The 25,730-nt window shown below is 61.2% G+C and carries 27 protein-coding genes and 1 other RNA gene; 12 read left to right on the top strand and 16 right to left on the bottom strand.

Annotation, left to right across the window (positions count from 1 at the left end):
• Positions 1-104: 104 nt before the first annotated feature.
• From ACKUG4_RS23285 to ACKUG4_RS23260, 6 genes are all read right to left on the bottom strand, one after another.
• A complete protein-coding gene (locus ACKUG4_RS23285) occupies positions 105-1,109 on the bottom strand; it encodes an extracellular solute-binding protein (protein WP_064600272.1) in 1,005 nt (334 codons plus the stop codon).
• 107 nt (positions 1,110-1,216) lie between these two features.
• A complete protein-coding gene (locus ACKUG4_RS23280; RefSeq protein ID WP_445434967.1) occupies positions 1,217-2,434 on the bottom strand; it encodes a 2-octaprenyl-3-methyl-6-methoxy-1,4-benzoquinol hydroxylase in 1,218 nt (405 codons plus the stop codon).
• A gap of 9 nt (positions 2,435-2,443) precedes the next feature.
• A complete protein-coding gene (locus tag ACKUG4_RS23275) occupies positions 2,444-2,929 on the bottom strand; it encodes a DUF4442 domain-containing protein (RefSeq protein WP_064379962.1) in 486 nt (161 codons plus the stop codon).
• Positions 2,922-4,109, bottom strand: a complete 1,188-nt coding sequence (ubiH, locus tag ACKUG4_RS23270) for a 2-octaprenyl-6-methoxyphenyl hydroxylase (protein ID WP_445434916.1) — start codon at positions 4,107-4,109, stop codon at positions 2,922-2,924. Before ubiH ends, ACKUG4_RS23275 begins: the two co-directional genes overlap by 8 nt.
• Positions 4,106-5,440, bottom strand: a complete 1,335-nt coding sequence (pepP, locus tag ACKUG4_RS23265; RefSeq protein WP_445434915.1) for a Xaa-Pro aminopeptidase — start codon at positions 5,438-5,440, stop codon at positions 4,106-4,108. The genes ubiH and pepP overlap by 4 nt, the downstream gene beginning before the upstream one ends.
• A gap of 27 nt (positions 5,441-5,467) precedes the next feature.
• Positions 5,468-6,028: a YecA/YgfB family protein gene (locus ACKUG4_RS23260; RefSeq protein WP_064600279.1), complete on the bottom strand. Its 561-nt coding sequence runs from the start codon at positions 6,026-6,028 to the stop codon at positions 5,468-5,470.
• A 125-nt stretch (positions 6,029-6,153) separates the two neighbouring features.
• Between ACKUG4_RS23260 and ACKUG4_RS23255 the strand changes: the two genes are divergently transcribed.
• The 4 genes from ACKUG4_RS23255 to ACKUG4_RS23240 all read left to right on the top strand — a co-directional run bounded on the left by ACKUG4_RS23255 (position 6,154) and on the right by ACKUG4_RS23240 (position 7,573).
• Positions 6,154-6,363, top strand: coding sequence for a TIGR02449 family protein (locus ACKUG4_RS23255; protein ID WP_007940359.1), 210 nt, complete (start codon positions 6,154-6,156; stop codon positions 6,361-6,363).
• Positions 6,360-6,677 carry a cell division protein ZapA gene (locus tag ACKUG4_RS23250; RefSeq protein ID WP_039765346.1) on the top strand — a complete coding sequence of 106 codons (318 nt, stop codon included), beginning with the start codon at positions 6,360-6,362 and terminating at the stop codon, positions 6,675-6,677. The genes ACKUG4_RS23255 and ACKUG4_RS23250 overlap by 4 nt, the downstream gene beginning before the upstream one ends.
• A gap of 30 nt (positions 6,678-6,707) precedes the next feature.
• Positions 6,708-6,886, top strand: a non-coding RNA gene (gene ssrS / locus ACKUG4_RS23245) — 6S RNA.
• 81 nt (positions 6,887-6,967) lie between these two features.
• Complete coding sequence (locus tag ACKUG4_RS23240) at positions 6,968-7,573, top strand: 5-formyltetrahydrofolate cyclo-ligase (RefSeq protein ID WP_064600281.1); 606 nt, start codon at positions 6,968-6,970, stop codon at positions 7,571-7,573.
• A 35-nt stretch (positions 7,574-7,608) separates the two neighbouring features.
• Here the strand turns inward: ACKUG4_RS23240 and ACKUG4_RS23235 are convergent, their stop codons facing one another.
• The gene (locus tag ACKUG4_RS23235; protein ID WP_007911192.1) at positions 7,609-7,764 is read right to left on the bottom strand and encodes a hypothetical protein; all 156 of its coding nucleotides are present in this window, start codon (positions 7,762-7,764) and stop codon (positions 7,609-7,611) included.
• A 197-nt stretch (positions 7,765-7,961) separates the two neighbouring features.
• Here ACKUG4_RS23235 and ACKUG4_RS23230 point away from each other — a divergent pair, with 197 nt between their 5' ends.
• A complete protein-coding gene (locus ACKUG4_RS23230; protein ID WP_039765343.1) occupies positions 7,962-8,414 on the top strand; it encodes an EVE domain-containing protein in 453 nt (150 codons plus the stop codon).
• 156 nt (positions 8,415-8,570) lie between these two features.
• Here the strand turns inward: ACKUG4_RS23230 and ACKUG4_RS23225 are convergent, their stop codons facing one another.
• Positions 8,571-8,978 (bottom strand): flagellar basal body-associated protein FliL, encoded by a 408-nt coding sequence (locus ACKUG4_RS23225; RefSeq protein ID WP_007951814.1) that lies wholly within the window; start codon positions 8,976-8,978, stop codon positions 8,571-8,573.
• A gap of 150 nt (positions 8,979-9,128) precedes the next feature.
• On the opposite strand from ACKUG4_RS23225, the gene ACKUG4_RS23220 reads away from it, so the two are divergent.
• Positions 9,129-10,106 (top strand): NADPH:quinone oxidoreductase family protein, encoded by a 978-nt coding sequence (locus ACKUG4_RS23220; RefSeq protein WP_064600285.1) that lies wholly within the window; start codon positions 9,129-9,131, stop codon positions 10,104-10,106.
• A 51-nt stretch (positions 10,107-10,157) separates the two neighbouring features.
• On the opposite strand, the gene ACKUG4_RS23215 is transcribed toward ACKUG4_RS23220, so the two are convergent.
• Entirely contained in the window at positions 10,158-10,766 is a 609-nt protein-coding gene (locus tag ACKUG4_RS23215; protein ID WP_064600287.1) for an energy transducer TonB, read from the bottom strand.
• A 326-nt stretch (positions 10,767-11,092) separates the two neighbouring features.
• Here ACKUG4_RS23215 and glpT point away from each other — a divergent pair, with 326 nt between their 5' ends.
• Positions 11,093-12,442: a glycerol-3-phosphate transporter gene (glpT, locus tag ACKUG4_RS23210; RefSeq protein ID WP_445434914.1), complete on the top strand. Its 1,350-nt coding sequence runs from the start codon at positions 11,093-11,095 to the stop codon at positions 12,440-12,442.
• Here the strand turns inward: glpT and ACKUG4_RS23205 are convergent.
• The 7 genes from ACKUG4_RS23205 to ACKUG4_RS23175 form a co-directional block, all read right to left on the bottom strand.
• Positions 12,418-13,086, bottom strand: a complete 669-nt coding sequence (locus ACKUG4_RS23205; RefSeq protein WP_039765337.1) for a gamma-glutamylcyclotransferase — start codon at positions 13,084-13,086, stop codon at positions 12,418-12,420. The genes glpT and ACKUG4_RS23205 overlap by 25 nt on opposite strands.
• 197 nt (positions 13,087-13,283) lie before the next feature.
• Positions 13,284-14,252 carry a CDP-6-deoxy-delta-3,4-glucoseen reductase gene (locus ACKUG4_RS23200; protein WP_445434913.1) on the bottom strand — a complete coding sequence of 323 codons (969 nt, stop codon included), beginning with the start codon at positions 14,250-14,252 and terminating at the stop codon, positions 13,284-13,286.
• Positions 14,252-15,718 (bottom strand): 4-hydroxy-3-polyprenylbenzoate decarboxylase, encoded by a 1,467-nt coding sequence (ubiD, locus tag ACKUG4_RS23195; protein WP_064379935.1) that lies wholly within the window; start codon positions 15,716-15,718, stop codon positions 14,252-14,254. Before ubiD ends, ACKUG4_RS23200 begins: the two co-directional genes overlap by 1 nt.
• A gap of 80 nt (positions 15,719-15,798) precedes the next feature.
• On the bottom strand, positions 15,799-17,754 hold the full coding sequence (locus ACKUG4_RS23190; RefSeq protein WP_064600293.1) for an acyltransferase family protein: 1,956 nt from the start codon (positions 17,752-17,754) through the stop codon (positions 15,799-15,801).
• Positions 17,755-17,891: 137 nt separating this feature from the next.
• A complete protein-coding gene (rho, locus tag ACKUG4_RS23185) occupies positions 17,892-19,151 on the bottom strand; it encodes a transcription termination factor Rho (RefSeq protein WP_011336486.1) in 1,260 nt (419 codons plus the stop codon).
• Positions 19,152-19,400: 249 nt separating this feature from the next.
• Positions 19,401-19,730, bottom strand: coding sequence for a thioredoxin TrxA (trxA, locus tag ACKUG4_RS23180; protein WP_003206727.1), 330 nt, complete (start codon positions 19,728-19,730; stop codon positions 19,401-19,403).
• A 120-nt stretch (positions 19,731-19,850) separates the two neighbouring features.
• Positions 19,851-20,558, bottom strand: coding sequence for a FadR/GntR family transcriptional regulator (locus ACKUG4_RS23175; RefSeq protein ID WP_007951828.1), 708 nt, complete (start codon positions 20,556-20,558; stop codon positions 19,851-19,853).
• Between the two features lie 256 nt (positions 20,559-20,814).
• On the opposite strand from ACKUG4_RS23175, the gene ACKUG4_RS23170 reads away from it, so the two are divergent.
• The 5 genes from ACKUG4_RS23170 (at position 20,815) to ppx (ending at position 25,424) form a co-directional block, all read left to right on the top strand.
• Complete coding sequence (locus tag ACKUG4_RS23170; protein WP_011336488.1) at positions 20,815-21,600, top strand: transporter substrate-binding domain-containing protein; 786 nt, start codon at positions 20,815-20,817, stop codon at positions 21,598-21,600.
• 21 nt (positions 21,601-21,621) lie between these two features.
• Positions 21,622-22,302 carry an amino acid ABC transporter permease gene (locus ACKUG4_RS23165; protein ID WP_445434912.1) on the top strand — a complete coding sequence of 227 codons (681 nt, stop codon included), beginning with the start codon at positions 21,622-21,624 and terminating at the stop codon, positions 22,300-22,302.
• On the top strand, positions 22,299-22,949 hold the full coding sequence (locus ACKUG4_RS23160; protein ID WP_007951832.1) for an amino acid ABC transporter permease: 651 nt from the start codon (positions 22,299-22,301) through the stop codon (positions 22,947-22,949). The genes ACKUG4_RS23165 and ACKUG4_RS23160 overlap by 4 nt, the downstream gene beginning before the upstream one ends.
• Positions 22,936-23,673 (top strand): amino acid ABC transporter ATP-binding protein, encoded by a 738-nt coding sequence (locus ACKUG4_RS23155; RefSeq protein WP_064600296.1) that lies wholly within the window; start codon positions 22,936-22,938, stop codon positions 23,671-23,673. Before ACKUG4_RS23160 ends, ACKUG4_RS23155 begins: the two co-directional genes overlap by 14 nt.
• 248 nt (positions 23,674-23,921) lie before the next feature.
• A complete protein-coding gene (gene ppx / locus ACKUG4_RS23150; protein WP_039765323.1) occupies positions 23,922-25,424 on the top strand; it encodes an exopolyphosphatase in 1,503 nt (500 codons plus the stop codon).
• Positions 25,425-25,730: the final 306 nt, after the last annotated feature.

Here is a 25,730-nt window from a genome sequence, read left to right as displayed (position 1 = left end):
AACTTGATGCAAATCGGCTCCCTCTCCCTCCGGGCGGTCCGACGTTTCGGGAGGGCTGGGGTGAGGGCAGCGATCTTAAGCGAACACAGCAACCGGCAACATACTCAGTTCCAACCCGCCCGATCCATCATCCGGATCGCTTCAGCCTGACGCTTGCCCGCCACTTCAACCGGCAGCGTATCTGCCACGAACTGGCCCCACGCCGCCACTTCTTCCGAAGGCTTCACCGCCGGATTCGCCGGGAACTCCTGGTTCACATCGGCGAAGATCTTCTGCGCCTCAGGCGTGGTCATCCACTCGACCAAAGCCTTGGCCGCTTCCGGGTGCGGCGCATGTTTGGTCAGGCCGATGCCCGACAGGTTGACGTGTACGCCACGATCCGCCTGATTCGGCCAGAACAGTTTCACCGGCAGTTCCGGCTTCTGCTTGTGCAGGCGACCGTAGTAGTAGGTGTTGACGATGCCGACGTCGCACTGGCCGGCGTTGATCGCTTCCAGCACCGCGACGTCGTCGGAGAACACGTCGGTGGACAGGTTGTTGACCCAGCCCTTGAGGATCTGCTCGGTCTTCTCGGCGCCGTGGACTTCGATCATGGTGGCGGTCAGCGACTGGTTGTAGACCTTCTTCGCCGTGCGCAGGCACAGGCGACCTTCCCAGTTCTTGTCGGCCAATGCTTCGTAGGTGGTCAGTTCGCCCGGTTTCACCCGTTCGGTGGAGTAGGCGATGGTCCGCGCGCGCAGGCTCAGGCCGGTCCAGGCGTGGGTGGACGAGCGATATTGCAGGGGAATGTTGGTGTCGATGGTTTTCGAGGTGAACGGCTGGAGAATGCCCATCTGCTCGGCCTGCCAGAGGTTGCCGGCATCGACAGTCAAAAGCAGGTCGGCGGTGGCGTTCTCGCCTTCGGCCTTGATCCGCTGCATCAGCGGCGCTTCCTTGTCGGTGATGAACTTGATCTTCACCCCGGTCTTGGCGGTGTAGGCATCGAACACCGGCTTGATCAGCTCATCGATACGCGAGGAGTAGACCACCACCTCGTCGGCGGCCTGGGCGGCGGTGCTGCCGATCAGGGTCAGGGCCAGTGCGGTCAGAACACGCTTGGATGCCAACATGGGAGCGGTCTCTCGGTCGGGAAAAGTGGCCCAAATGATAAGGACTCACATTTACCAGCTCAATCGAACACTTTCCCAAGGAGTTACCAGATGTTGCACAACATTTGTCAGGCCTTGGCCAAGGCCGGCAAGTCGCCGGTCAGACCCAATGCTTCACGCACGAACAACGCCTTGGCCTCAGGCATCTGCTCGACGATTTTCAGTCCGGTGTTGCGCAGCCAGCGCAGCGGCAGCGGATCGGCCTGGAACAGCCGCTCGAAGCCTTCCATCGCCGCCATCAGCGCCAGATTGTGCGGCATGCGCCGGCGTTCGTAGCGGCTCAGGACTTTCACGTCCGCCAGGCGCTCGCCGCGTTCGTTGGCCTGCAACAAGACTTCGGCCAGCACCGCGGCGTCAAGGAAGCCGAGATTCACGCCCTGCCCCGCCAACGGGTGAATGGTGTGCGCGGCATCGCCGATCAGCGCCAGGCCTTCGGCCACGTAGCGTTTGGCGTGGCGTTGACGCAACGGCACACACAGGCGCGGGTCGGCGCTGATGACCTCGCCGAGGCAACCTTCGAACGCGCGCTCCAGCTCGCGGCAGAAATCCGCCTCATCCAGCGCCATCAGCCGTTCGGCTTCGCTCGGCGTGGTCGACCAGACGATCGAGCACCAGTCCTGCTGCCCGCCACGCTCCAGCGGCAGAAACGCCAGCGGCCCGTGATCGGTGAAACGCTGCCACGCGGTCATGCGGTGCGGCTTGCTGCTGCGCACACTGGTGACGATGGCGTGGTGCAAGTAGTCCCATTCGCGGGTGGCGACGCCGGTCAGACGGCGCACGGCGGAGTTGGCGCCGTCCGCCGCGATCACCAGCGGCGCGCGCAAAGTGCGGCCGTCGGCCAAGGTCAGCAGCCAGTCGTCACCGGACCGGCGCATCTGCTCCAGCCGCGCGTTGGCCAGCAGACCCAGGTCGCAATCGTGCAAACGGTCGAGCAAGGCATCCTGGACCACGCGGTTTTCGACAATGTGGCCGAGCACATCGGCGTGCACGCTGCTGGCCGAGAAGTGAATCTGGCCGGTGCCGCTGCCGTCCCAGACGTGCATGTCGGTGTAAGGGCTGCTGCGTCGGTTGACGATGCCGTCCCACACGCCGAGGCGATCGAGGATCCGCTGGCTGGCCGCCGACAGCGCGCTCACCCGCGGCTCGAACGGCGCATCGCCGTCGAAGGGTTTGACGCTCAACGGGCTGCCGTCGAGCAGCAGGACTTCCAGCCCGCTGCCCTGCAACGCCAGCGCCAGGGCACTGCCGACCATTCCGGCTCCGACAATCAGCACATCCGCGCGCATTTCCATGCTTTAAGCCTGTCTCGCTGGCGGCTTGAGCCGCACGTAAAGGGTTTTACCGACCCGCGCCACCAGGTTGCCGGCGCCGTCATGAATGTCGACCTGCAACTGCGGCAGGTATTTCTCGCCACTGGCGGTCTGCCGACGGATCTCGTCGAGCAGGGTGTCGTCGATGTTGAACCGGGCGAACACCGGGCCTTTGCCCGGCGATATGAAATCAATGTCGGCGGCCTTGTCCCAGACGATGTACCGCGAGCCGAGGTTTTCCATGAGCATCAACATGAAGAACGGGTCGACCATCGAATACAGACTGCCGCCGAACTGGGTGCCGACGTAATTGCGGTTGTACCAGCCCAGGCCCATCGAGACACGGATGTCACGAAAGTCATCGCTGATGTGCTGCACCCGGACACCGGCGCCAAAGTACGGCGGGTAGAGCGTCATGATCCAGCGCATCAGCCGCGCCTTGCCAAACCGTCTGATCAGCCACTCACGCATCCGGCCGCGTCCCCAGCCCCATGGCCTGACGGGCGAACCAGCGTTTGGCCGGCGGCAGCAGATCAAGGCCGAGCAGGCCGATGTTGCGCCCCAGCGACACCAGCGGCTGAGTACTGCCGAACAGGCGCGTGACCTGATCGGAGAAGCCGACGGTGAGGTCCTGATCGAGACGCTGACGCTCGCGATAGGCCTGCAACGTGGCGAAATCCCCCAGCGGTTTGTCGCTGGCCAGCAGCGCGGCGGCCAAGGCATCGGCATCGCGCAGGGACAGGTTGAAACCCTGCCCGGCAATTGGGTGCAGGCTGTGGGCGGCGTTGCCGAGGACGGCCAGATGCGAGCGCACCTGCTCTTCGGCCTCCACCAGCGCGAGCGGATACAAATGTCGCGCGCCGACCTGTTTCAGGGTGCCGAGGCGGTAACCGAATACGCCTTGCAGCTCGCTGAGGAAATCACGTTCGCTCAAGTCAGCCAGCCGTTGCGCGTCCATGCCCAGACGGGTCCAGACCAGCGCGCAGCGGTTTTCCGGCAGCGGCAACAGGGCCATCGGGCCTTCGTCGGTGAAGCGCTCGAAGGCCATGCCGTTGTGCGCTTCGCTCGGGGTGATGTTGGCGATCAGCGCGCTCTGGTTGTACGGGCGCTTGCGCACGTTGATGCCCAGTTGCTCGCGCAGACCGGAACGGCCGCCATCGGCGAGCACCGCCAGATCGCATTCGACCGTGGTTTCATCGTTGAGGGTCAGCCGATAGCCATCGGGCAGCGGCTCCATGCGGGAAACTTCCGCCGGGCAGCGCCAACTGATCACGTCTTTGTCGAGGTGCTGCCACAGGCACTGGCCGAGCCAGGCGTTTTCCACCACATAGCCGAGCGCCGGAACGCCCTCTTCCATCGCCGACAGGCGAGCAGTGGAGAAACGACCACGGTCGGACACATGAATCTGCTTGATCGGCTCGGCGCGGCGGGAGAGTTCCTGCCACACGCCCAGCCGCTGATAAATCTGCCGCGAGCCGAAGGACAGCGCCGAGGAGCGCGCGTCATAGCTTGGCTGCCAGGTGTCACCGGGGGCGAACGGTTCGATCAGCACGATCTTCCAGCCACGGGCCTTGGCCCCGGCCTGCAACGCCAACGCCAGACTGGCGCCGACCAGACCACCACCGATGATTGCCAGATTGACCCGACTCATGCCGCGCAGGTCCGTGCTTGCGCCATCAGGGCTTCGATCTCGGCGACGGTTTTCGGCACGCCGCCGGTCAGGATTTCACAACCGTTCTTGGTCACTACCACGTCGTCCTCGATGCGCACGCCAATGCCGCGCCATTTCTTCGCTACGTTCTGATTGTCCGGGGCGATGTAGATGCCCGGCTCCACGGTCAGCGCCATGCCGACTTCCAGCACCCGCCATTCGCCGCCGACCTTGTATTCGCCGACGTCATGCACATCCATCCCGAGCCAGTGGCCGGCGCGGTGCATGTAAAACGCCTTGTAGGCCTCGGAGGCGATCAATTCGTCGACTTCGCCCTGCAACAGCCCCAGCTTCACCAGCCCGGTGGTGATGACCCGAACCGTGGCTTCGTGCGCCTGGTTCCAGTGTTTGTTAGGAGCGATTTCGGCGAATGCCGCTTCCTGCGAGGCCAGCACCAGTTCGTAGATCGCTTTCTGCTCGGCGGAAAACTTGCCGTTGACCGGCCAGGTGCGGGTGATGTCGCTGGCGTAGCAGTCGATCTCGCAACCGGCGTCGATCAGCACCAGATCGCCGTCCTTGAGCAGCGCGTCATTCTGCTGGTAATGCAGGATGCAGCTGTTGCGCCCGGCAGCGACGATCGAACCATAAGCCGGCATCTTCGCCCCGCCCTTGCGGAACTCGTAATCCAGTTCGGCTTCGAGGCTGTACTCGTACAGCCCGGCACGACTGGCCTGCATCGCCCGGATGTGAGCCTGGGCGGAAATCCGCGCGGCCTCGCGCATCACCTTCACTTCTGCCGCCGATTTATACAGGCGCATGTCGTGCAGCAGGTGATCCAGGGCAACGAATTCGTTCGGCGGCTGGGCGCCGAGGTGCGCCTTGGAGCGGATCACGTTGATCCAGTCCATCAGGTGGCGGTCGAATTCCGGGTTGCTGCCCATGGCCGAATACACCCGGTCGCGGCCTTCGATCAGGCCCGGCAGAATGTCGTCGATGTCAGTGATGGGGAAGGCGTCGTCGGCGCCGAAATCGCGGATCGCGCCTTCCTGGCCGGCGCGCAGGCCGTCCCAGAGTTCCCGTTCGGCGTTGCGTTCACGGCAGAACAGCACGTACTCGCCGTGTTCGCGACCGGGCATCAGGACGATGACCGCCTGTGGCTCGGGGAAACCGCTGAGGTACTGGAAGTCGCTGTCCTGGCGATAGACGTGCTCGACGTCGCGGTTGCGGATGGCGACCGCCGCCGCCGGCAGGATCGCGATGCTGTTGGGTTCCATCTGCGCCATCAGCGCCTTGCGGCGCCGGACGTATTCCGCTTTCGGGATATGGATCATGGGCAGATGGCTTTCCCTGGCACGCGATCAGTGCAGCGACGGCTTGGCCGCTGGCGGCACGTCGGCCTTTTTGGTTTCGGAGAACAGCAGCAGCGGCGCGACACGCAGGTACTCCATGACTTCCATATAGTCGCTTTCGCCGTCTTCGGACTCTTCCAGTGCGTCTTGCACCTGGGAGATCGCTGCAAGATCCTGCAACACTTCGGTGGCCTCGGTGCTCAGCATGCTGCTGTCGCGGCAGTTCAGGCCGAACCCGGTGAGGAAGCCCTGACACCATTGGCCCAGCGCGGCGGCACGCTCGGCCAGAGGCGTGTCATCGTTCGGCAGCAGCAGAACCACGGTGACGTCATCGCCGGTGAGTTCGCTCTTGACCATTTCCTGCAGACCGATCAGCGCGTTGCGGACGTTGTCCTGCGGCTCGCTTTCGAGCAGCTCGGCGGCATCGATCAGCCATTCTTCGGCATTGAAGCCGGCGCCGGCGCAACTGCGCCCCAGCAACAGGCCGTGCAGTTCGGCAGGCGAAACGGAATGACCGCTGGATTTCAGCAGGGTGGCAAAGCCTTGGTACGGGGAATTCTGAATGGGCATGGGCAGCTAGGCGCCAGACGGCGCTATGTCTAGAATGAAGGCCTTGTATCCTACATCGACAGACTCGCCAAGACCATTAAAGGCTGTCCGCCAGCCAAACCCATCAGACCGAACCAGTGGACACAATGGAAGACACCGACCTGCAAGCGCTGATGGCCAGACTCGAACTGCTGATTACCCGAGTCGAGCAACTAAAGAGTCAAAATGCACTCTTACTTGCTCAGGAAAAGACCTGGCGCGAGGAACGCGCGCACCTCATTGAAAAAAACGAAATCGCCCGGCGTAAGGTCGAATCGATGATTTCGCGCCTCAAGGCCCTGGAGCAAGACTCATGAGTTCAAGCAATAGCGTTACCGTGCAGATCCTCGACAAAGAGTATTCGATCATCTGCCCCCAGGAAGAGCGCAGCAATCTGATCAGCGCCGCCCGCTACCTGGACGGCAAGATGCGCGAGATCCGCAGCAGCGGCAAAGTCATCGGCGCCGACCGCATCGCCGTGATGGCCGCGCTGAACATCACCCACGACCTCTTGCACAAAGAAGAGCGCCCGGACATCCAGGCCAGCGGTTCGACCCGTGAACAGGTGCGTGACTTGCTCGATCGTGTCGATCTGGTGCTGGCGACCGATCCGGACGTCACCAAGGGCTGATTCGCCAGGCCGCTTGAGTTATACTCGCCGCACTCCCTGGGGTGCTTGCCAGTTGACGATGTCCCTGAGCCGATTTGCACTACCCTGGGGGTTGCACGTTGGGCTGGTGTGCATGTCCGCCAGACGGAAAGCCTTAAAGCCTACTGCATCCTCCACCTTGAACTCTCGGGTTCAAGGGCTAAGTCGACAGCGGCTCATCCGGGGAGCCTGATTCGAATCCGATGCCGGTGCATGCCGGCATCGGATTTTTTATGCGTACGTTTTCGTCCCCACCCTGCCGAAGCCGAACCATGACCGAACCCGCGTTGCTGCCCCGCCCCCAACTGCGCCGCCTGCTGCGCAAGGCCCGTCGCTCGTTGACGCGAAGCGAGCAGCGCCAGGCCGCCGAAGGTCTGTACAGGCAACTGGCACAAGACCCGCACTTTCGCCGGGCGAGACACATTTCCCTGTACCTGCCCACCGACGGTGAAATCGACCCGCGCCTGTTGCTGCGCGCTGCCCAGCGTCGCGGCAAGAAAACCTACCTGCCGGTGCTCAGTGCCTGGCCACGAACCAAAATGGTCTTTCAGCAGATCCGCCCCGGCGAAAAGCTCAAACCCAACCGTTTCCGCATTCTTGAGCCGCGCGCCAATCTGGCCCGTCAGCGCAAGGTCTGGGCACTGGATCTGGTGTTGTTGCCACTGGTGGGATTCGACGATGTCGGCGGGCGCCTGGGCATGGGCGGCGGATTCTACGACCGTAGCCTGGCCTATCTGGCCCGACGCCAGAACTGGCGCAAGCCGACGCTATTGGGCCTGGCCCATGAATGTCAGAAAGTCGAACGTCTCGCGCAAGCGAGCTGGGATGTACCGTTGCAGGGAACGGTGACAGACAAGGCGTGGTATTTCGCAGGATAGACGCCGCGCGGATCAGCGGCGTCGAAAAGGCAGTTTCAGCGCTTGAAAGCTGTCGACTGTTGTACTTGTTGCGCCACTTCAATCGGTGCATCGGCCTTGTTGGCCCACAGACTTTGCGCATAACCGGTGGTCACGACGCCCAGACCGAACAAAATTACCAAAGTCCACAGCAAATCCGGTTTGCGTTTCATCGATTGCCCCCCTCAAGGCACATCATCACGATGACAGCAGCGGTTTCCATTCGTAGGCCGTGCAGCAGCGTCAAGCTTTAAAGGCCGGCATTTTGCGACAACGTGAACCGTCGCGCAAATGCTGACGTCAACCGACCGTCGGTTTGTCATAAAATTGCCTGACAACCTGCCCAATGACCGCTTGAGGAGCACACACCATGGCCTACTGGCTGATGAAATCCGAGCCCGACGAGCTCTCGATCAAGGGCCTGGAAAAGCTCGGCAAAGCGCGCTGGGACGGGGTTCGCAACTATCAGGCACGCAATTTCCTGCGCGCCATGGCGGTGGGGGACGAGTTCTTTTTCTACCATTCCAGCTGCCCGGAGCCGGGCATTGCCGGAATCGGCAAAATAATCGAAGCGGCGTACCCGGATCCCACCGCACTGGAACCGGAAAGCCATTACTTCGACCCGAAAGCCACGCCGGAGAAAAACGCCTGGAGCGCGATCGATGTCGCCCACGTAGAGACATTCAACCGAGTCTTGAAGCTGGATTATCTGAAGCAGCAGACCGCGCTGGCCGAGATGCCGCTGGTGCAAAAGGGTTCGCGACTGTCGGTGATGCCGGTGACCGCCGAGCAGTGGGCGGCGGTGATGGCGCTCAAACCCTGAATCATCCTTCGCCTGACAAAATGCTTTCGCGGGCAAGCCCGCTCCCACAGGTATTTCTGGTGGTCACAAATAATGTGTTCACTAAAAATCCCTGTGGGAGCTGCGGTGCGACGATTCGACTTGCCAGCGATGGGGACCGCCCGGACAACGAATGCCTTACTGAATGATCAGGTTATTGAACAACAGGTCTTCAACCACCGGCTTGCCGGTCTCGTCATTCATCACTTGCTGGGTCTGCTTCAAGGCTTCCTGACGCAGTTTTTCCTTGCCTTCGATGCTGCCCATCGCATCGGTGGTCTGCTGAGTGAACAGCGCCACCAGTTGATTGCGGATCAGCGGCTCGTTGGCCTTGACCAGTTTGGTCGCCTCTTCGCCAGTCACCCGCAGTGCCACGTCGGCCTTGTAGACCTTGAGCTTCGGAGTGCCATCGAGCCCGTAGTTGCCCACGAACGGCGGGCTCAGGGTGATGTAGTTGACCTTCGGCGCCTCGCCCTCTTTGGCTTCTTCGGCCAGCGCTGCCACAGGCAGAGACAGGGCCAGCAACAACATGATCCACGCTTTCACAATTCGCTCCTTATCCGGTTTGCGGCCTAGCATAACGACCCGCCGCGCAAGCACAAGCTTATGGCGGACTATCAGGGCCGGGCATGCTCGTTGACCCGTTGACTGCCACACCTACACTTATCGGCCATCACTCCCAAAGGAATAGCCCTGATGAAAGCCGTGCTGTGCAAAGCCTTCGGCCCTGCCGAATCGCTGGTGCTGGAAGACGTCGCCAGTCCTGTCGCCAAGAAGAATGAAATCCTGCTGGACGTGCACGCCGCCGGGGTCAACTTCCCGGACACGCTGATCATCGAGGGCAAGTACCAGTTCAAGCCGCCCTTCCCGTTCTCGCCGGGTGGCGAAGCCTCCGGCGTGGTCAGCGCGGTGGGGGAAAAGGTCAGTCACCTGAAAGTCGGTGACCGGGTCATGGCCCTGACCGGCTGGGGCAGCTTCGCCGAGCAGGTCGCGGTGCCGGGCTACAACGTGCTGCCGATCCCGCCATCGATGGATTTCAACACCGCCGCCGCCTTCAGCATGACCTACGGCACGTCGATGCACGCCCTCAAGCAGCGCGGCAATCTGCAACCGGGCGAAACCCTGCTGGTACTCGGCGCCTCCGGCGGCGTTGGCCTGGCCGCCGTGGAAATCGGCAAAGCCATGGGCGCCCGGGTGATCGCCGCCGCCAGCAGCGCGGAAAAACTCTCGGTGGCCAAGGCTGCCGGTGCCGACGAACTGATCAACTACAGCGAAACCAGCCTCAAGGACGAAATCAAGCGCCTGACCGACGGCCAGGGCGCGGATGTGATCTACGACCCTGTCGGCGGCGACCTGTTCGACCAGTCCATCCGCGCCATCGCCTGGAACGGCCGCCTGCTGGTGGTCGGCTTCGCCAGCGGACGCATTCCCGAACTGCCGGTCAACCTCGCCCTGCTCAAGGGGGCGGCGGTGCTCGGCGTTTTCTGGGGCTCCTTCGCCCAGCGCCAGCCGCAGGACAACGCGGCGAATTTCCAGCAATTGTTCGGCTGGTTTGCCGAGGGCAAGCTCAAGCCGCTGGTGTCGCAGGTCTATCCGCTGGGCAATGCCGCGCAGGCGATCAATGATCTCGGGCAGCGCAAGGCCGTGGGCAAGGTGGTAGTCAGCGTGCGCTAAACAGAAAAAGCTGTCTGGTCATACACCTGACCAGACAGGCATGCGCTGTTCTCATAAAACCTTACGAATGTCTTCCGGCAGAAGGGTCACGTACTTAAGGCCTGGACTCTTTTGGCAACGCATCACAATGCCGGGAACACGCTTGTTCATTTTGGCTATCATCGCCAAACGTTGCTCCATTGGGATCTGCCTCTGGAAAAACGTACTTGCCAGATAGCCGCGCACGTAATGAAACGGTGCAGCATCCATCCAGGAATGTTTTGGGTAATGCGCCAGCAAACTGTTGAACTCACGACATTTGAGATCTTTTAGCCACAGGTTCACGCCTTCAGGAGAATCGAATCCGAACGTCATCGGCGCGATGATTTCCTGTTCTGGCGGGCGCTCTCCTTCAACAGTCCACGGTTTAAAGCGCCATTGCGCCAGAGCGTTTTTCACCGCATCGGACAGTTCGGCATGATCGCTTTTCAAAATTCCGACCTTACTCACTGCGCCGTCCGCACTGACGATGAAGCTAACTTTGACTCCTCCGGTAAACCCGGCCCGTTGCAGTCCCGGCGGGTAGATGGGTTTCGGATTATGTTCCGGAATCAAGAACACTTCAGCCGCCCTGGAACTGGCGGCCACCAACAGCAAAATCAACAACACACACCACGGCATAACCCCTCCCCTTGCGACCCGAATGCCCGATCAGGCATCTGCGAAAAGGTTAAGGTGCCGCCAGCCAAAACAGAACGTCGTCGCTTCTGCGTTGGAAGCAGGACATTTCCTCGAGTTCTGCCCTACAACGCACTGGAACCCCGCAGGAAGACGCCGAGGTAACCTTTCCCACAACGCCCTGCACTTATATCTGAGCGACATGTTCATAAAGGAACGCGCGACATCCAACATTTCCACTGTTTTGCCGATGGGAAGCGGTGCTATTTTCGGTAACGAAACTGTAACATTCGCATCCGCAGTCAAAACAAGAAATCTGGAGCTCTTGAATGTTTGCTTTCTTTCGTCCTGCCGCACATCAGGCTCCATTGCCTGAAGAAAAAATCGACAGCACCTACCGACGCCTGCGTTGGCAGATCTTCGCCGGCATCTTCTTTGGCTATGCGGGTTATTACCTATTGCGCAAGAACTTCTCGCTGGCAATGCCGTACCTGATCGACGAAGGCTACAGCCGTGGCGACCTGGGCCTGGCGATGTCAGCCATCGCCATCGCCTACGGTCTGTCCAAGTTCCTCATGGGCCTGGTGTCCGACCGCTCCAACCCGCGTTACTTCCTGCCGTTCGGCCTGCTGGTCTCGGCCGGGGTGATGTTCATTTTCGGTTTCGCGCCCTGGGCAACCTCCAGCGTGACCATGATGTTCATCCTGCTGTTTATCAACGGCTGGGCCCAGGGCATGGGCTGGCCGCCGAGCGGACGCACGATGGTGCACTGGTGGTCGCAGAAGGAACGTGGCGGCGTGGTGTCGGTGTGGAACGTGGCGCATAACGTCGGTGGCGGCCTGATCGGCCCGCTGTTCCTGATCGGCATGGGCCTGTTCAACGACTGGCACGCAGCGTTCTACGTCCCGGCTGCCGTCGCCCTGGCGGTAGCAGTGTTCGCTTTCGTGACCATGCGCGACACCCCGCAATCGGTCGGCCTGCCGCCGATCGAGCAGTACAAGAACGACTACCCGGAAGGCTACGACGCCAGCCACGAAGACGAATTCAGCGCCAAGGAAATCTTCGTCAAATACGTGCTGCGCAACAAAATGCTCTGGTATATCGCCATGGCCAACGTCTTCGTCTACCTGCTGCGCTACGGCGTGCTGGACTGGGCGCCGACCTACCTGAAAGAAGCCAAGGGTTTCACCGTGGATAAAACCTCGTGGGCCTATTTCTTCTACGAGTGGGCGGGGATTCCGGGCACGCTGCTGTGCGGCTGGATGTCGGACAAGATCTTCCGTGGCAACCGTGGCCTGACCGGTATGGTGTTCATGGCACTGGTGACCGTCGCGACGCTGGTGTACTGGCTGAACCCGGCCGGCAACCCGACCGTCGACATGATCGCGCTGTTCTCCATCGGCTTCCTGATCTATGGCCCGGTGATGCTGATCGGTCTGCAGGCGCTGGAACTGGCGCCGAAGAAAGCCGCTGGCACCGCTGCGGGCTTCACCGGTCTGTTCGGGTATCTGGGTGGTTCGGTCGCGGCCAGTGCTGCGATGGGCTACACCGTGGACCATTTCGGCTGGGATGGCGGTTTCGTGCTGCTGGTGGGCGCTTGCCTGCTGTCGATGGCCTTCCTGGCCCCGACCCTGTGGCACAAGCAAGTCGCCAGTCAGAGCCGCGAAGCAGTCGCCTGATCGGCTTTTGACTTACAGCGCTTGAGCCGCGCCTCCAGATTCCGGTCTGGCATGGCGTGGCTGCGCAGGGCGTGAGCGGTCTGCTCGACATAATCGCGAGTCGTGCCGTACCGCCCGCAAGCGCTTTCGAACACCTGGCTCAGCACATGATCCGGCAAGTTGCCGGCATAGCTGGGCAGGTGTCGCTCCAACACGAATCCCAGCGCCTGAACCTGGCTGCCATCTTCGAGTCGGCAGTTGAGCCAGTGTGGCCGATAGGACGGGAACGGCATTTCGCGCTTCCATAATGCATACAGCGCGCTGTCCAGATTGTCTTCCGGTAACCGGTAGGCGAAGCCGCTGCACGAGCCGCCACGATCCAGACCAAAGACCAGACCGGGCATTTCCGGCGTGCCGCGATGCTCGTGGGACCACAGGTACAAGCCACGGTGGTAGCCATGCACGCGCCCACGCACCCGCTCCACGGCTGTGCATTCCGGCCGCCAGATCAGCGAACCGTAGGCGAACAGCCACACCGGCCCGCCCTTGTGGCGTGCCATGGTCGATTGCATGGAAGCGAGAAGTTGTTCGTGCGTCAGCTGCGGCCCAAGATCGAGCCGCGGAGGGTAAGCCAGGTTCAGAAAAGCGTTTTCAATGGCGCTCATGGCGAATAGCGTTCAGCTCCCCGCGGGTGAAGAATTACTTAATAGAACGCACCGCTGTAACAATAAGGCACATATGTTTTAAGGCAATTTGAGTGCCATGGCACAGTTCTTAATTGATTGCCTGATGGATATATAACCTACCGGTATTTATGTAATTACATAAATACCGATCGGCTATATGGAGAGTTATAACGAACTCAGGAGCGGGGTGCGTAAGCAAATACATCCGCACGCATCTGATGGGCATCCATCCCGGCTTCGACCAGCGCATCCAGCGTGCCGTAGACCATGGCCGGAGAGCCACTGGCATAGACGTGCAGCGATTTCAGATCAGGGAAATCCTCACATACCGCTTCGTGCAACATGCCGCAGCGCCCTTCCCAGCCGCACTGATCACTGACGACCTTGTGCAGGAAAAGATTGGGCAACTTCAGCCATTCGTCCCAATGCTCGATTTCATAAAAATCTTCCGGACGACGCACGCCCCAATACAGATGCACCGGGTGTTTGAAGCCCGTGGCCCGGCAATGCTCGATCAGGCTGTGGATCTGGCCCATGCCAGTACCAGCGGCGATCAGCACCAGCGGCCCGTCCGGCAGTTCCGCCAGGTGGGTATCGCCGAACGGCAGTTCGACCCGCACCATCGGGTTGCGCCTGAGCTGATCGATCAGGCTCAGCGCACTGGATTCGCGCGCCAGCACATGGATTTCCAGATCGCGCCCGCCGTGAGGCGCCGAAGCCATGGAGAACGCCGATTTCTCGCCGTTCTCGCGCTCGATCATCAAATACTGGCCAGCGTGGTAGCGCGGCGGCTTGCCGGCCGGCGCCCGCAGCCGCACACGAAAGGTATCGCCACCGACGTCCCGGCATTCGATGACCTGACACGACACGCTGCGCACCGGCAGTTCTCCCAGCGCGAGCACGCCATCCCACAGCACGATGCAGTCTTCCAGCGGCTCCGCTATGCAAGTGTAGAACTCGCCGTGGTCGTGCACCTTGCCGGCCTGCGCGACCCGGCCTTCCACCAGCAGCGCCGCGCACACGTGACAATTGCCGTTGCGACAGCTTTGCGGGCATTCGTAGCCCAGGCGCCGCGCACCATCGAGAATCCGCTCTCCGGGCCGTATCTCGAGCACCGCTCCGGAGGGCTGCAGGGTTACACGCATCAATCTATTCCTAACTGATTCCAGATGGCATCGATCCGTTGGGTGACGGCGTCATCCTTGACGATGACGCGGCCCCACTCGCGAGTGGTTTCGCCCGGCCACTTGTGGGTGGCGTCCAGGCCCATCTTCGAGCCGAGTCCCGACACCGGCGAGGCGAAGTCGAGGTAGTCGATCGGCGTGTTGTCGATCATCACTGTGTCGCGCTTGGGGTCCATGCGCGTGGTGATGGCCCAGATCACGTCGTTCCAGTCCCGCGCGTTGATATCGTCGTCGGTGACGATAACGAACTTGGTGTACATGAACTGTCGCAAAAACGACCAGACACCCAGCATCACGCGCTTGGCGTGGCCCGGATACGACTTCTTCATCGTCACCACGGCCATGCGGTACGAGCAGCCTTCCGGCGGCAGGTAGAAATCGGTGATCTCCGGGAACTGCTTCTGCAGGATCGGCACGAACACTTCGTTCAATGCCACGCCGAGAATCGCCGGCTCATCCGGCGGACGGCCGGTGTAGGTGCTGTGGTAAATCGGTTTGATCCGGTGGGTGATGCGCTCGACGGTGAACACCGGGAAGCTGTCGACTTCGTTGTAGTAACCGGTGTGGTCGCCGTACGGGCCTTCATCGGCCATTTCGCCCGGATGGATCACGCCTTCGAGGATGATTTCGGCAGTGGCCGGCACTTGCAGGTCGTTGCCGCGGCACTTCACCAGCTCCGTGCGGCTGTCACGCAACAGGCCGGCGAAGGCGTATTCGGAGAGGCTGTCCGGCACCGGCGTCACCGCGCCAAGAATGGTCGCCGGATCCGCACCGAGGGCCACGGACACCGGGAACGGCTGGCCCGGATGCTTCTCGCACCACTCACGGAAATCCAGCGCACCGCCACGATGGCTGAGCCAGCGCATGATGACCTTGTTGCGGCCAATCACTTGCTGACGGTAGATGCCAAGGTTCTGCCGATCCTTGTTCGGACCTTTGGTGACGGTCAGGCCCCAGGTGATCAGCGGTGCCACGTCGCCCGGCCAGCAGGTCTGCACCGGCAGCATCGCCAGATCGACGTCATCGCCTTCGATGACCACTTCCTGGCACGGCGCGTCTTTGATGACTTTCGGCGCCATCGCAATGATCTTGCGGAAGATCGGCAGCTTCGACCACGCGTCCTTCAAGCCCTTCGGCGGCTCCGGTTCCTTGAGGAACGCCAGCAGCTTGCCGATTTCGCGCAGCTCGCTGACCGACTCGGCACCCATGCCCATCGCCACCCGCTCGGGCGTGCCGAACAGGTTGCCGAGCACCGGGATGTCGTAACCGGTCGGCTTCTCGAACAGCAGCGCCGGGCCCTTGGCCCGCAGCGTGCGGTCGCACACCTCGGTCATTTCCAGCACCGGCGAAACGGGAATCTGGATGCGTTTCAACTCTCCGCGCTGCTCAAGCTGCTGCACGAAATCCCGAAGATCCTTGAATTTCATTGACGATGGCACCCTCAAAATAGGCGTACATCCTACCTGCTCTGACGGGCAAACAGCAGCCCGTCAGCATCAGGCCTCGCTCAATTGTGGCTCGTCCCCAGCAGCAGAGGTGCAAACAGCGGGCTCAGCCGGGAGCTCCCCGCGTCCGAAAGATGATCCTCATCCTTGTACTGCGAATGGCCGTTGACCTCGATGCCGCAGACGCCATTGCCGCACATCAGCGGCGTTGGATCGATCACGTGCACACCCGGATCAGCGGCGCTCATGGAGTCGAACAGGCTGCTGAGGAAATGCTGGCGCGCCAGATGTTCCTCAAGCGGACGACCCAGCCCTTCGGCGGACCTTCCGATCCGCGCCAGGCTGGTCAAGCGGTTGATGGTGCCTTTGCGTTGCAGCGGCACCTCCTTGAACAGCCAGACTTGCGCCCCCGTTGCCCTCAATGCGGCAACTCGCGCCTTCAGCGCTGCGGCCATGCGTTGCTCGGCCTGGACGGTATCGTCTTGCGAATTGAGCAGCACCTTCTTATCGCCGTCTTCGCGGCCATACACGTAAAGGCTCCAGTTGGACGCCAGCACCACATCCTTGATGCCGAGGCTGCGCACACGTTCCATGGTCTGTTCGTTGAAATCCTTGCAGCGCTGACGCGGATCGTCGCTGAGAATCGGCGGGCACGCGCTCATGCTGTACAGCCAAACCGGACGCCCCTCGCGACGGGCATTATTCTCGATGGCCGGCAGCAAGGCGGCGGCGTGGCTGTCGCCCCAGAACAATTGAGTGGCCGGAACATCCTCGTTGCCACCCACCAGACAGGCCTTGTCCAGCTCTTTATCCTGAGTCACCAGCATGCATTTCATCTGCCCTGCATGCCACTCACGGGACTGTGCATACTCCAGCGCTTTACCGGTCAGACGCTGAGGGACACCGTCGGCGGAACGGATCGCCGACCCCGTCGCCACGAGTGCAACGATGGCGGCCAGACCGCCTGCCAGCACTGCATTACGCGAGGCGAGCAAGCGTTTTTCGCGAAACGGCAGCTCGATATAGCGCAGACTCAGCCAGGCCAGGCCCAGCGCCAAGGCTATCCAGCCGATTGCCTCAACAGGCTGAATGCCATCGATGGAAATCGCGTTGGCGTAGACAAACACCGGCCAATGCCAAAGATAGAGCGAATACGAAAGCAAGCCGACCCAGACCAACGGCCGCAGACTCAAGAGCCGCCCGGTGAGGCTCGCACCTTGCGCGCCCGACCAGATCAGCGCCGTCGTCCCCAGCACCGGCAACAAGGCTGCCCAGCCCGGAAACACGGTGGATTTGTCAAAAGTGAACACCGCGACCAGCACTGCCGCCAGACCGGCCAGCCCCACGGCCTGATACAACCACGGACGCACCGCCTGCTTCGGCGCCGGAATTACCGCGAGCATCGCGCCGCAGAGCAACTCCCAGGCCCGGGTAGGCAGCGAGAAGAAGGTGAATTCCGGCTTGTGTTCGATGTTGGCGATGTTCAAGCCGAACGATACCAGCAACACGGCGAACAGCATCCAGCGCCAATGGCGGAAATAGCGGATCAGCACCGCCATCAACAGCGGAAAGAAGATGTAGTACTGCTCTTCCACCGCCAGCGACCAGGTATGCAGCAGCGGCTTCAGATCCGAGGCTGGCTGGAAGTAGCCGTCCTCGCGCATGAACAGAATGTTGGAGATGAACAGCGACTGATAGCGCACTGTTCGCCCGAGTTCGGCGAAGTCCTTGGCCGTCAGCAGCAACCAGCCCAATGCCAGCGTCACCAGCATGACCACGCTCAGGGCAGGAATGATGCGGCGGGCACGGCGTGCCCAGAAATCAATGAAGCTGAAGCGCTGAGCGCTGATTTCGCGGAACAGGATCGTTGTAATCAGGAAGCCGGAAATGACGAAAAAAACGTCAACCCCGACAAAGCCGCCACTGAATGTACTGAATCCAAAATGAAACAGTACGACGGGAATAACCGCCAGAGCTCGTAATCCGTCGATATCACGGCGATTGCCAAACGTGTGCATGACCTTTCTCGTTTCTGGATACAGAGTCCTTGGAAAGCGCGAAAGTTATCAGCCACGTGCATTTCAATCCAGATACGAATAATCCGTCGCGAAAAAAAAAGCGCCCTTATGGGGCGCTTTTTTCAAACAACAGCGTATTACTTGCGCTTCATCGACAGGAAGAACTCGTCGTTGGTCTTGGTCGTCTTCAGCTTGTCGACCAGGAACTCGATGGCCGCCACTTCGTCCATCGGGTGCAGCAGTTTGCGCAGGATCCACATACGCTGCAGCTCATCGTCGGCAGTCAGCAGCTCTTCGCGACGAGTACCGGACTTGTTGATGTTGATCGCCGGGAACACACGCTTCTCGGCGATACGACGGTCCAGTGGCAGCTCCATGTTGCCGGTGCCCTTGAACTCTTCGTAGATCACTTCGTCCATCTTCGAGCCGGTTTCAACCAGCGCGGTGGCGATGATGGTCAGCGAGCCGCCTTCTTCGATGTTGCGCGCGGCGCCGAAGAAACGCTTCGGTTTCTCCAGGGCGTGGGCATCGACACCACCGGTCAGCACCTTGCCGGAGCTCGGAATCACGGTGTTGTAGGCACGGGCCAGACGGGTGATGGAGTCGAGCAGGATCACCACGTCCTTCTTGTGTTCGACCAGGCGCTTGGCCTTCTCGATCACCATTTCAGCCACTTGCACGTGACGGGTCGGTGGCTCGTCGAAAGTCGAGGCAACCACTTCGCCGCGCACGGTGCGCTGCATTTCGGTCACTTCTTCCGGACGCTCGTCGATCAACAGCACGATCAGGTGAACTTCAGGATTGTTACGGGCGATGTTCGCTGCAATGTTCTGCAGCATGATCGTTTTACCGGCTTTCGGCGGTGCAACGATCAGACCACGCTGGCCTTTGCCGATCGGAGCGCACAGGTCGATCACACGACCGGTCAGGTCTTCGGTGGAACCGTTGCCGGCTTCCATCTTCATGCGCACGGTCGGGAACAGCGGGGTCAGGTTCTCGAAGAGAATCTTGTTTTTCGCGTTCTCAGGACGATCGAAGTTGATCGTGTCGACCTTGAGCAGGGCGAAATAACGCTCGCCTTCCTTCGGAGGGCGGATCTTGCCAACGATGGTGTCACCGGTGCGCAAGTTGAAACGGCGGATCTGGCTCGGCGAGACGTAGATGTCGTCAGGACCGGCGAGGTAGGAAGCGTCAGCGGAGCGCAGGAAGCCGAAGCCGTCCTGGAGAATCTCCAGCACGCCATCACCGGAGATTTCCTCACCGCTTTTAGCGTGCTTTTTCAGCAGGGAGAAAATCACGTCCTGCTTGCGCGAACGGGCCATATTTTCTATGCCCATCTGTTCGGCCAATTCGAGCAGTTCGGTAATCGGCTTTTGCTTGAGTTCAGTCAGATTCATATAGGAATGACGTAATCATTTATGGAGGGGGGGAAATTAAGCTTTTGGCTTAATGAGGCCGCGCCGCGGAGAGGCGACAGGATCGCGTACTTATTCGAAAAGGAGTGCGTCGGCGACGGCTAGCAGGGGGCAGTGGAGAAACCAGTGCGGGGCCGAATGTACCACCTGAGTTTCGGAGCGTCTAGCCCTGAATACGCAAAAAGCCCCGCAATTTGCGGGGCTTTTTCAGGACAGTCTTTACCGCGACGCTTAGATGTTGGCGTCGAGGAAAGCAGCCAGTTGCGACTTCGACAGAGCGCCGACCTTGGTCGCTTCCACGTTGCCGTTCTTGAACAGCATCAGGGTCGGAATACCACGTACGCCGTGCTTGGCAGGGGTTTCCTGGTTTTCGTCGATGTTCAGTTTGGCAACGGTCAGCTTGCCTTTGTAAGTCTCTGCAATCTCGTCCAGAACCGGAGCGATCATTTTGCAAGGGCCGCACCATTCAGCCCAGTAGTCGACCAGGACAGCGCCTTCGGCCTTGAGTACGTCGGCTTCGAAGCTAGCGTCGCTAACGTGTTTGATCAGATCGCTGCTCATGGAATTCTCCAGGTTGTAAGCAAAAAAACGTGGCCCATCATAGCCGCCCTTCCCTTGTTCAGGAAGCCGCAGATGATTGAGTCTTGCTATGGCACTCGATGAGTTTGGGTATAGCTCAAGTCACGCGCTGGCGGGGGCGATGAAGGAAATTCCGGTACGCAGGGCCGCGTTGCGCACGTGCTCCTGCATGGCTTTCTGCGCGGCGGCGGACGCCCGGCGGGCCAGGGCGCGGAGGATCTTGCGGTGTTCCTGCCAGGTTTCCATGGCCCGCTCGGCGCGGATGAACGGTAGCTTCTGGCTCTCCAGAAAGATGTCGGCGCTGGCGGTGAGGATGCTCAGCATCGCCTGATTGCCGCTGGCCAGGAGGATCCGCCGGTGGAATTCGAAATCCAGTTTCGCCGCCGCCTCGAAGTCGCCGGCGCGCAGTTGCTCGCGCATGGCGGCGACGTTGTCTTCCAGTTCGTCCAGATCAAACGTGCTCAACGTCACCGCCGCCAGACCGGCCGCAAACCCTTCCAGCGCATAGCGCAACTGAAAGATTTCCAGCGGCGAAGCCTGGGCGGCGAACGGCCAGGCCGGTGCGCCCTCGCCACGAGGCAACTCGACCGGCGCCTGCACGAACACGCCTTTGCCCGGTTGAATGCTGACCACACCCAGCGCACTCAAGGACGACAACGCCTCACGCAACGAGGCGCGGCTGACGCCCAGCTGAACCGCCAGATCCCGCTGCGAGGGCAACGCATCGCCGGGGCCGAAGCCCTGCTCGGTAATCAGTTTGCGGATCGCTTGCAGCGCCACTTCGGGTACGGCGCGGGAGATCGAGTTCATGGTTTTCCAGACGGACCAGGCCAAGGTGCGGCCAGTTGTAAAGCTATTCGAGGCATCAGGCAAGTCGTGCCCCAGCGGGGTTCGACGGTGCGCGTCGATGCGCTATCGCAGTGCGAAATCCGACCTGACTGTTCAGACCAGTAAGACCGAACAAACCCGCCAAACCCGTGGCTTTGCGATGCCAAACCCCTGTCTTGGCACGGCCCGTGCTCTGTCCGATCGCAGAATTCACTTCCCGCCGATCCGGAGATTGTCCATGACGAAGCGTTACAGCGCCCTCCTCGCCGCCCTGTTTGCCGGTCTGATGCTGAGCCAGGCCCCCGCCCATGCCGACGGTCTGGATGACGTGGTCAAGCGCGGCACCTTGAAAGTCGCCGTGCCCCAGGACTTCCCGCCGTTCGGTTCGGTCGGCCCGGACATGAAGCCGCGCGGCCTCGATATCGACACCGCGAAACTGCTGGCCGAGCAGCTCAAGGTCAAACTCGAACTGACCCCGGTCAACAGCACCAACCGCATCCCGTTCCTCACCACCGGCAAGGTCGACCTGGTGATTTCCAGCCTCGGCAAGAACCCCGAGCGCGAGAAGGTCATCGATTTTTCCCGCGCCTATGCGCCGTTCTACCTCGCCGTGTTCGGCCCGCCGGACGCGGCCGTCAGCACCCTCGACGATCTCAAGGGCAAAACCATCAGCGTCACCCGTGGCGCCATCGAAGATATCGAGCTGACCAAGGTCGCCCCTGAAGGCGTGACCATCAAGCGCTTCGAAGACAACAACTCGACCATCGCCGCCTACCTCGCAGGGCAAGTCGACCTGATCGCCAGCGGCAACGTGGTGATGGTCGCGATCAGCGAAAAGAACCCCAAACGCGTGCCCGCGCTGAAAGTGAAGCTCAAGGATTCGCCGGTCTACGTCGGCGTGAACAAGAACGAGCCGGCGCTGCTGGGCAAGGTCAACGAGATCCTGACCACCGCCAAGGCTGACGGCGCGCTGGAAAAGAACGCGCAGACCTGGCTTAAAGAGCCGCTGCCGGCCGACCTCTGACCGGCGACGCGGGAGACCTTCATGGCCTATCAGTTCGATTTCTTGCCGGTGGTGGAAAACACCGACCTGCTCTTGCGCGGGGCGCTGTTCACCCTTGAGCTGACGGCCATCGGCGCACTCTTCGGGGTTGGCGTGGGCATCGTCGGGGCGCTGGTGCGGGCGTGGAACATCCGCCCGTTCTCGGCGATCTTCGGCGTGTATGTGGAGTTGATCCGCAACACGCCGTTTCTGGTGCAGTTGTTCTTCATCTTCTTCGGCCTGCCGTCCCTCGGCGTGCAGATTTCCGAGTGGCAGGCGGCGGTGCTGGCGATGGTGATCAACCTCGGTGCGTACTCGACGGAAATCATCCGCGCCGGTATCCAGGCGATTCCGCGCGGGCAGCTGGAAGCCGCAGCGGCATTGGCGATGAGCCGCTTCGAGGCGTTTCGTTACGTGGTGCTGCTGCCGGCGCTGGGCAAAGTCTGGCCGGCACTCAGCAGCCAGATCATCATCGTCATGCTCGGTTCGGCGGTGTGTTCGCAGATTGCCACCGAAGAATTGAGCTTCGCCGCCAACTTCATTCAGTCGCGCAACTTCCGCGCCTTTGAAACCTATGCGCTGACCACCCTCATTTATCTGTGCATGGCGCTGCTGATCCGTCAGCTATTGAACTGGCTCGGTCGGCGTTATCTGTCTAAAAGCAGCGCAAGGAGCAGCCAATGAGCGACTTCACGTTCTGGGACATCCTGCGCAATCTGCTGACCGGCCTGCAATGGACGCTGGCGCTGTCGCTGGTGGCGTTCATCGGCGGCGGTATCGTCGGGTTGCTGATCCTGATCATGCGCATCTCGAAAAACCCGCTGCCCAGCAGCATCGCCCGCACCTGGATCGAACTGTTCCAGGGCACACCGCTGTTGATGCAGCTGTTTCTGGTGTTCTTCGGCGTGGCCCTGGCCGGGGTGGAAATTTCGCCGTGGATGGCGGCGGCGATTGCCCTGACCCTGTTCACCAGTGCTTATCTGGCGGAGATCTGGCGCGGCTGCGTCGAGGCGATTCCCAATGGTCAGTGGGAAGCTTCTTCGAGCCTGGCGCTGAATCCGCTGGAGCAATTGCGCTACGTGATCCTGCCGCAGGCGCTGCGGATTGCCGTGGCGCCGACCGTGGGCTTCTCGGTGCAAGTGGTCAAGGGAACCGCGGTGACCTCGATCATCGGCTTCACCGAGCTGACCAAGACCGGCGGCATGCTCGCCAACGCCACCTTCGAACCGTTCATGGTCTACGGCCTCGTTGCCTTGGGCTACTTCCTGCTCTGCTACCCCCTGTCCCTCAGTGCGCGCTACCTGGAAAGGAGACTGCATGCCTCTGCTTAGAATTTCTGCCCTGCATAAATATTACGGCGATCACCACGTGCTCAAAGGCATCGACCTGAGCGTCGAGGAAGGTCAGGTGGTGGCGATCATCGGCCGCAGCGGCTCAGGCAAGTCCACCCTGCTGCGCACCCTCAACGGTCTGGAGTCCATCAACGACGGTGTGATCGAAGTTGACGGCGAATACCTCGACGCCGCCCGCGCCGACCTGCGCAGCCTGCGGCAGAAAGTCGGCATGGTGTTTCAGCAGTTCAACCTGTTTCCGCACCTGACGGTGGGTGAAAACGTGATGCTCGCGCCGCAGGTGGTGCAGAAAGTGCCCAAGGCCAAGGCACAAGAACTGGCGCGACAGATGCTGGAACGTGTGGGTCTGGGTGAGAAGTTCGATGCCTTCCCGGAGCGTCTCTCCGGCGGTCAGCAACAGCGCGTGGCGATTGCCCGGGCGCTGGCGATGTCGCCCAAGGTGCTGCTGTGCGACGAGATCACCTCGGCGCTGGACCCGGAGCTGGTCAACGAAGTGCTCAGCGTGGTCCGCCAGCTCGCGAAGGAAGGCATGACCCTGATCATGGTCACCCACGAAATGCGCTTCGCCCGGGAGGTCGGGGACAAACTGGTGTTCATGCATCAGGGCAAGGTGCACGAGGTAGGGGACCCGAAAGTGCTGTTTGCCGATCCGCAGACGCCGGAGCTGGCGAACTTCATTGGCACCGTCGAGGCGACTGCCTGAAGGATTTTCAGGGACTTTTCTGACCTCATCGTCGGATCGCCGCCCGGACCAAGCCCGCTCCCACAGGGTTCTCTAGCGGGATACGGTTTTGTGTTCGACACAAAACCTGTGGGAGCGGGCTTGCCCGCGAATGGCCGCGCCGCTGTCTTGAGACTTTATGCGCTGAATCAAGGGTTTGAACCATGCGCGTTGGCGGCAGCGTTTGATCGTGGCACGATGTCGGGGTTATCGACCGAGACCCCCAGACCATGCCGCAATCCCAAGCCAAGAATCTGTCCCTGATCGCCGCGATCGACCTGGGCTCCAACAGCTTCCATATGGTCGTGGCCAAGGCCCAGAACGGCGAAATCCGTATTCTCGAACGGCTCGGAGAAAAGGTTCAGCTGGCCGCCGGCATCGACGATGAGCGTCAGCTCAACGAAGAATCCATGCAGCGCGGGCTCGACTGCCTCAAGCGCTTTGCCCAACTGATCAACGGCATGCCACTGGGCGCCGTGCGGATCGTCGGCACGAACGCCCTGCGTGAGGCGCGCAACCGTGGCGAATTCATCCGCCGCGCCGAAGAAATCCTCGGCCATCCGGTGGAAGTCATCTCCGGCCGTGAAGAGGCCCGCCTGATCTACCTCGGCGTGTCCCACACCCTCGCCGACACCCCGGGCAAACGCCTGGTCGCCGACATCGGCGGCGGCAGTACCGAATTCATCATTGGCCAGCGTTTCGAACCGCTGCTGCGCGAAAGCCTGCAAATGGGCTGCGTGAGTTTCACCCAGCGCTATTTCAAGGACGGCAAGATCACCCCGGCCCGCTACGCCCAGGCCTACACGGCGGCGCGCCTGGAAATCATGAGCATCGAACACGCCCTGCATCGCCTGACCTGGGATGAAGCCATCGGCTCCTCGGGCACCATCCGCGCCATCGGCCTGGCGCTGAAGGCCGGCGGGCACGGCACCGGCGAGGTGAATGCCGAAGGCCTGGCGTGGCTCAAGCGCCGCCTGTTCAAGCTCGGCGATGTCGACAAGATCGATTTCGAAGGCATCAAGCCGGATCGCCGGGCGATCTTCCCGGCCGGTCTGGCGATTCTCGAAGCGATCTTCGACGCCCTCGAACTGCAACGCATGGATCACTGCGAAGGCGCGCTGCGTGAAGGCGTGCTCTACGACCTGCTCGGCCGCCATCACCACGAAGACGTGCGCGAACGCACCCTGACCTCGCTGATGGAGCGCTACCACGTCGATCAGGAACAGGCCGCACGGGTCGAGCGCAAAGCCTTGCACGCCTTCGATCAGGTGGCCGTGGATTGGGAGCTGGACGACGGCATCTGGCGCGAACTGCTGGGCTGGGCGGCGAAAGTGCACGAAGTCGGGCTCGACATCGCGCACTATCACTACCACAAGCACGGCGCCTACCTGATCGAGCACTCGGACCTCGCCGGGTTCTCCCGCGAAGACCAGCAAATGCTCGCCCTGCTGGTGCGCGGCCACCGTCGCAACATCCCCAAGGACAAGTTCGCCGAGTTCGGCGACGACGGCGACAAGCTGATCCGCCTGTGCGTGCTGCTGCGTTTCGCCATCCTGTTCCACCACATCCGTGGCACCCAGGCGATGCCGCAAGTGACGCTGCATGCAAATGGCAACCACCTCGACGTGGAATTCCCGGAGAACTGGCTGGATGAAAATCAGCTGACCCAGGCGGATTTCGGGCTTGAGGCCGAATGGCTGACGCGGGTAGGGATTGTCCTGACCGTACATTGAGTAACGGGCGGGCACAAAAAAGGCGATCCTTCGGGATCGCCTTTTTATTGGGTGCTCGGCTGGATTCAGGTGGTGTGCTTACGATCGATCCCCCTCACCCCAACCTCTCCCCCAAGGGGACGAGGGGGGAAAGGGAGCCGATCTTCATGCTTTTCAAGACCTGAGTTCGACTCGATATTTCAGGTCGATGTACCTCGAGCATCCAACTCGATCAGTCCCCTCTCCCTCTGGGAGAGGGTTAGGGTGGGTAAAGACCGGGTACATCCTTTACGTTTGAGACCGGGGACATGGTTTACAGGTATCAAT

The organism is Candidatus Pseudomonas auctus (assembly GCF_048654275.1).
GTDB lineage: Bacteria > Pseudomonadota > Gammaproteobacteria > Pseudomonadales > Pseudomonadaceae > Aquipseudomonas > Aquipseudomonas pharyngis.
This window is presented reverse-complemented; position numbering and strand designations above follow the sequence as displayed.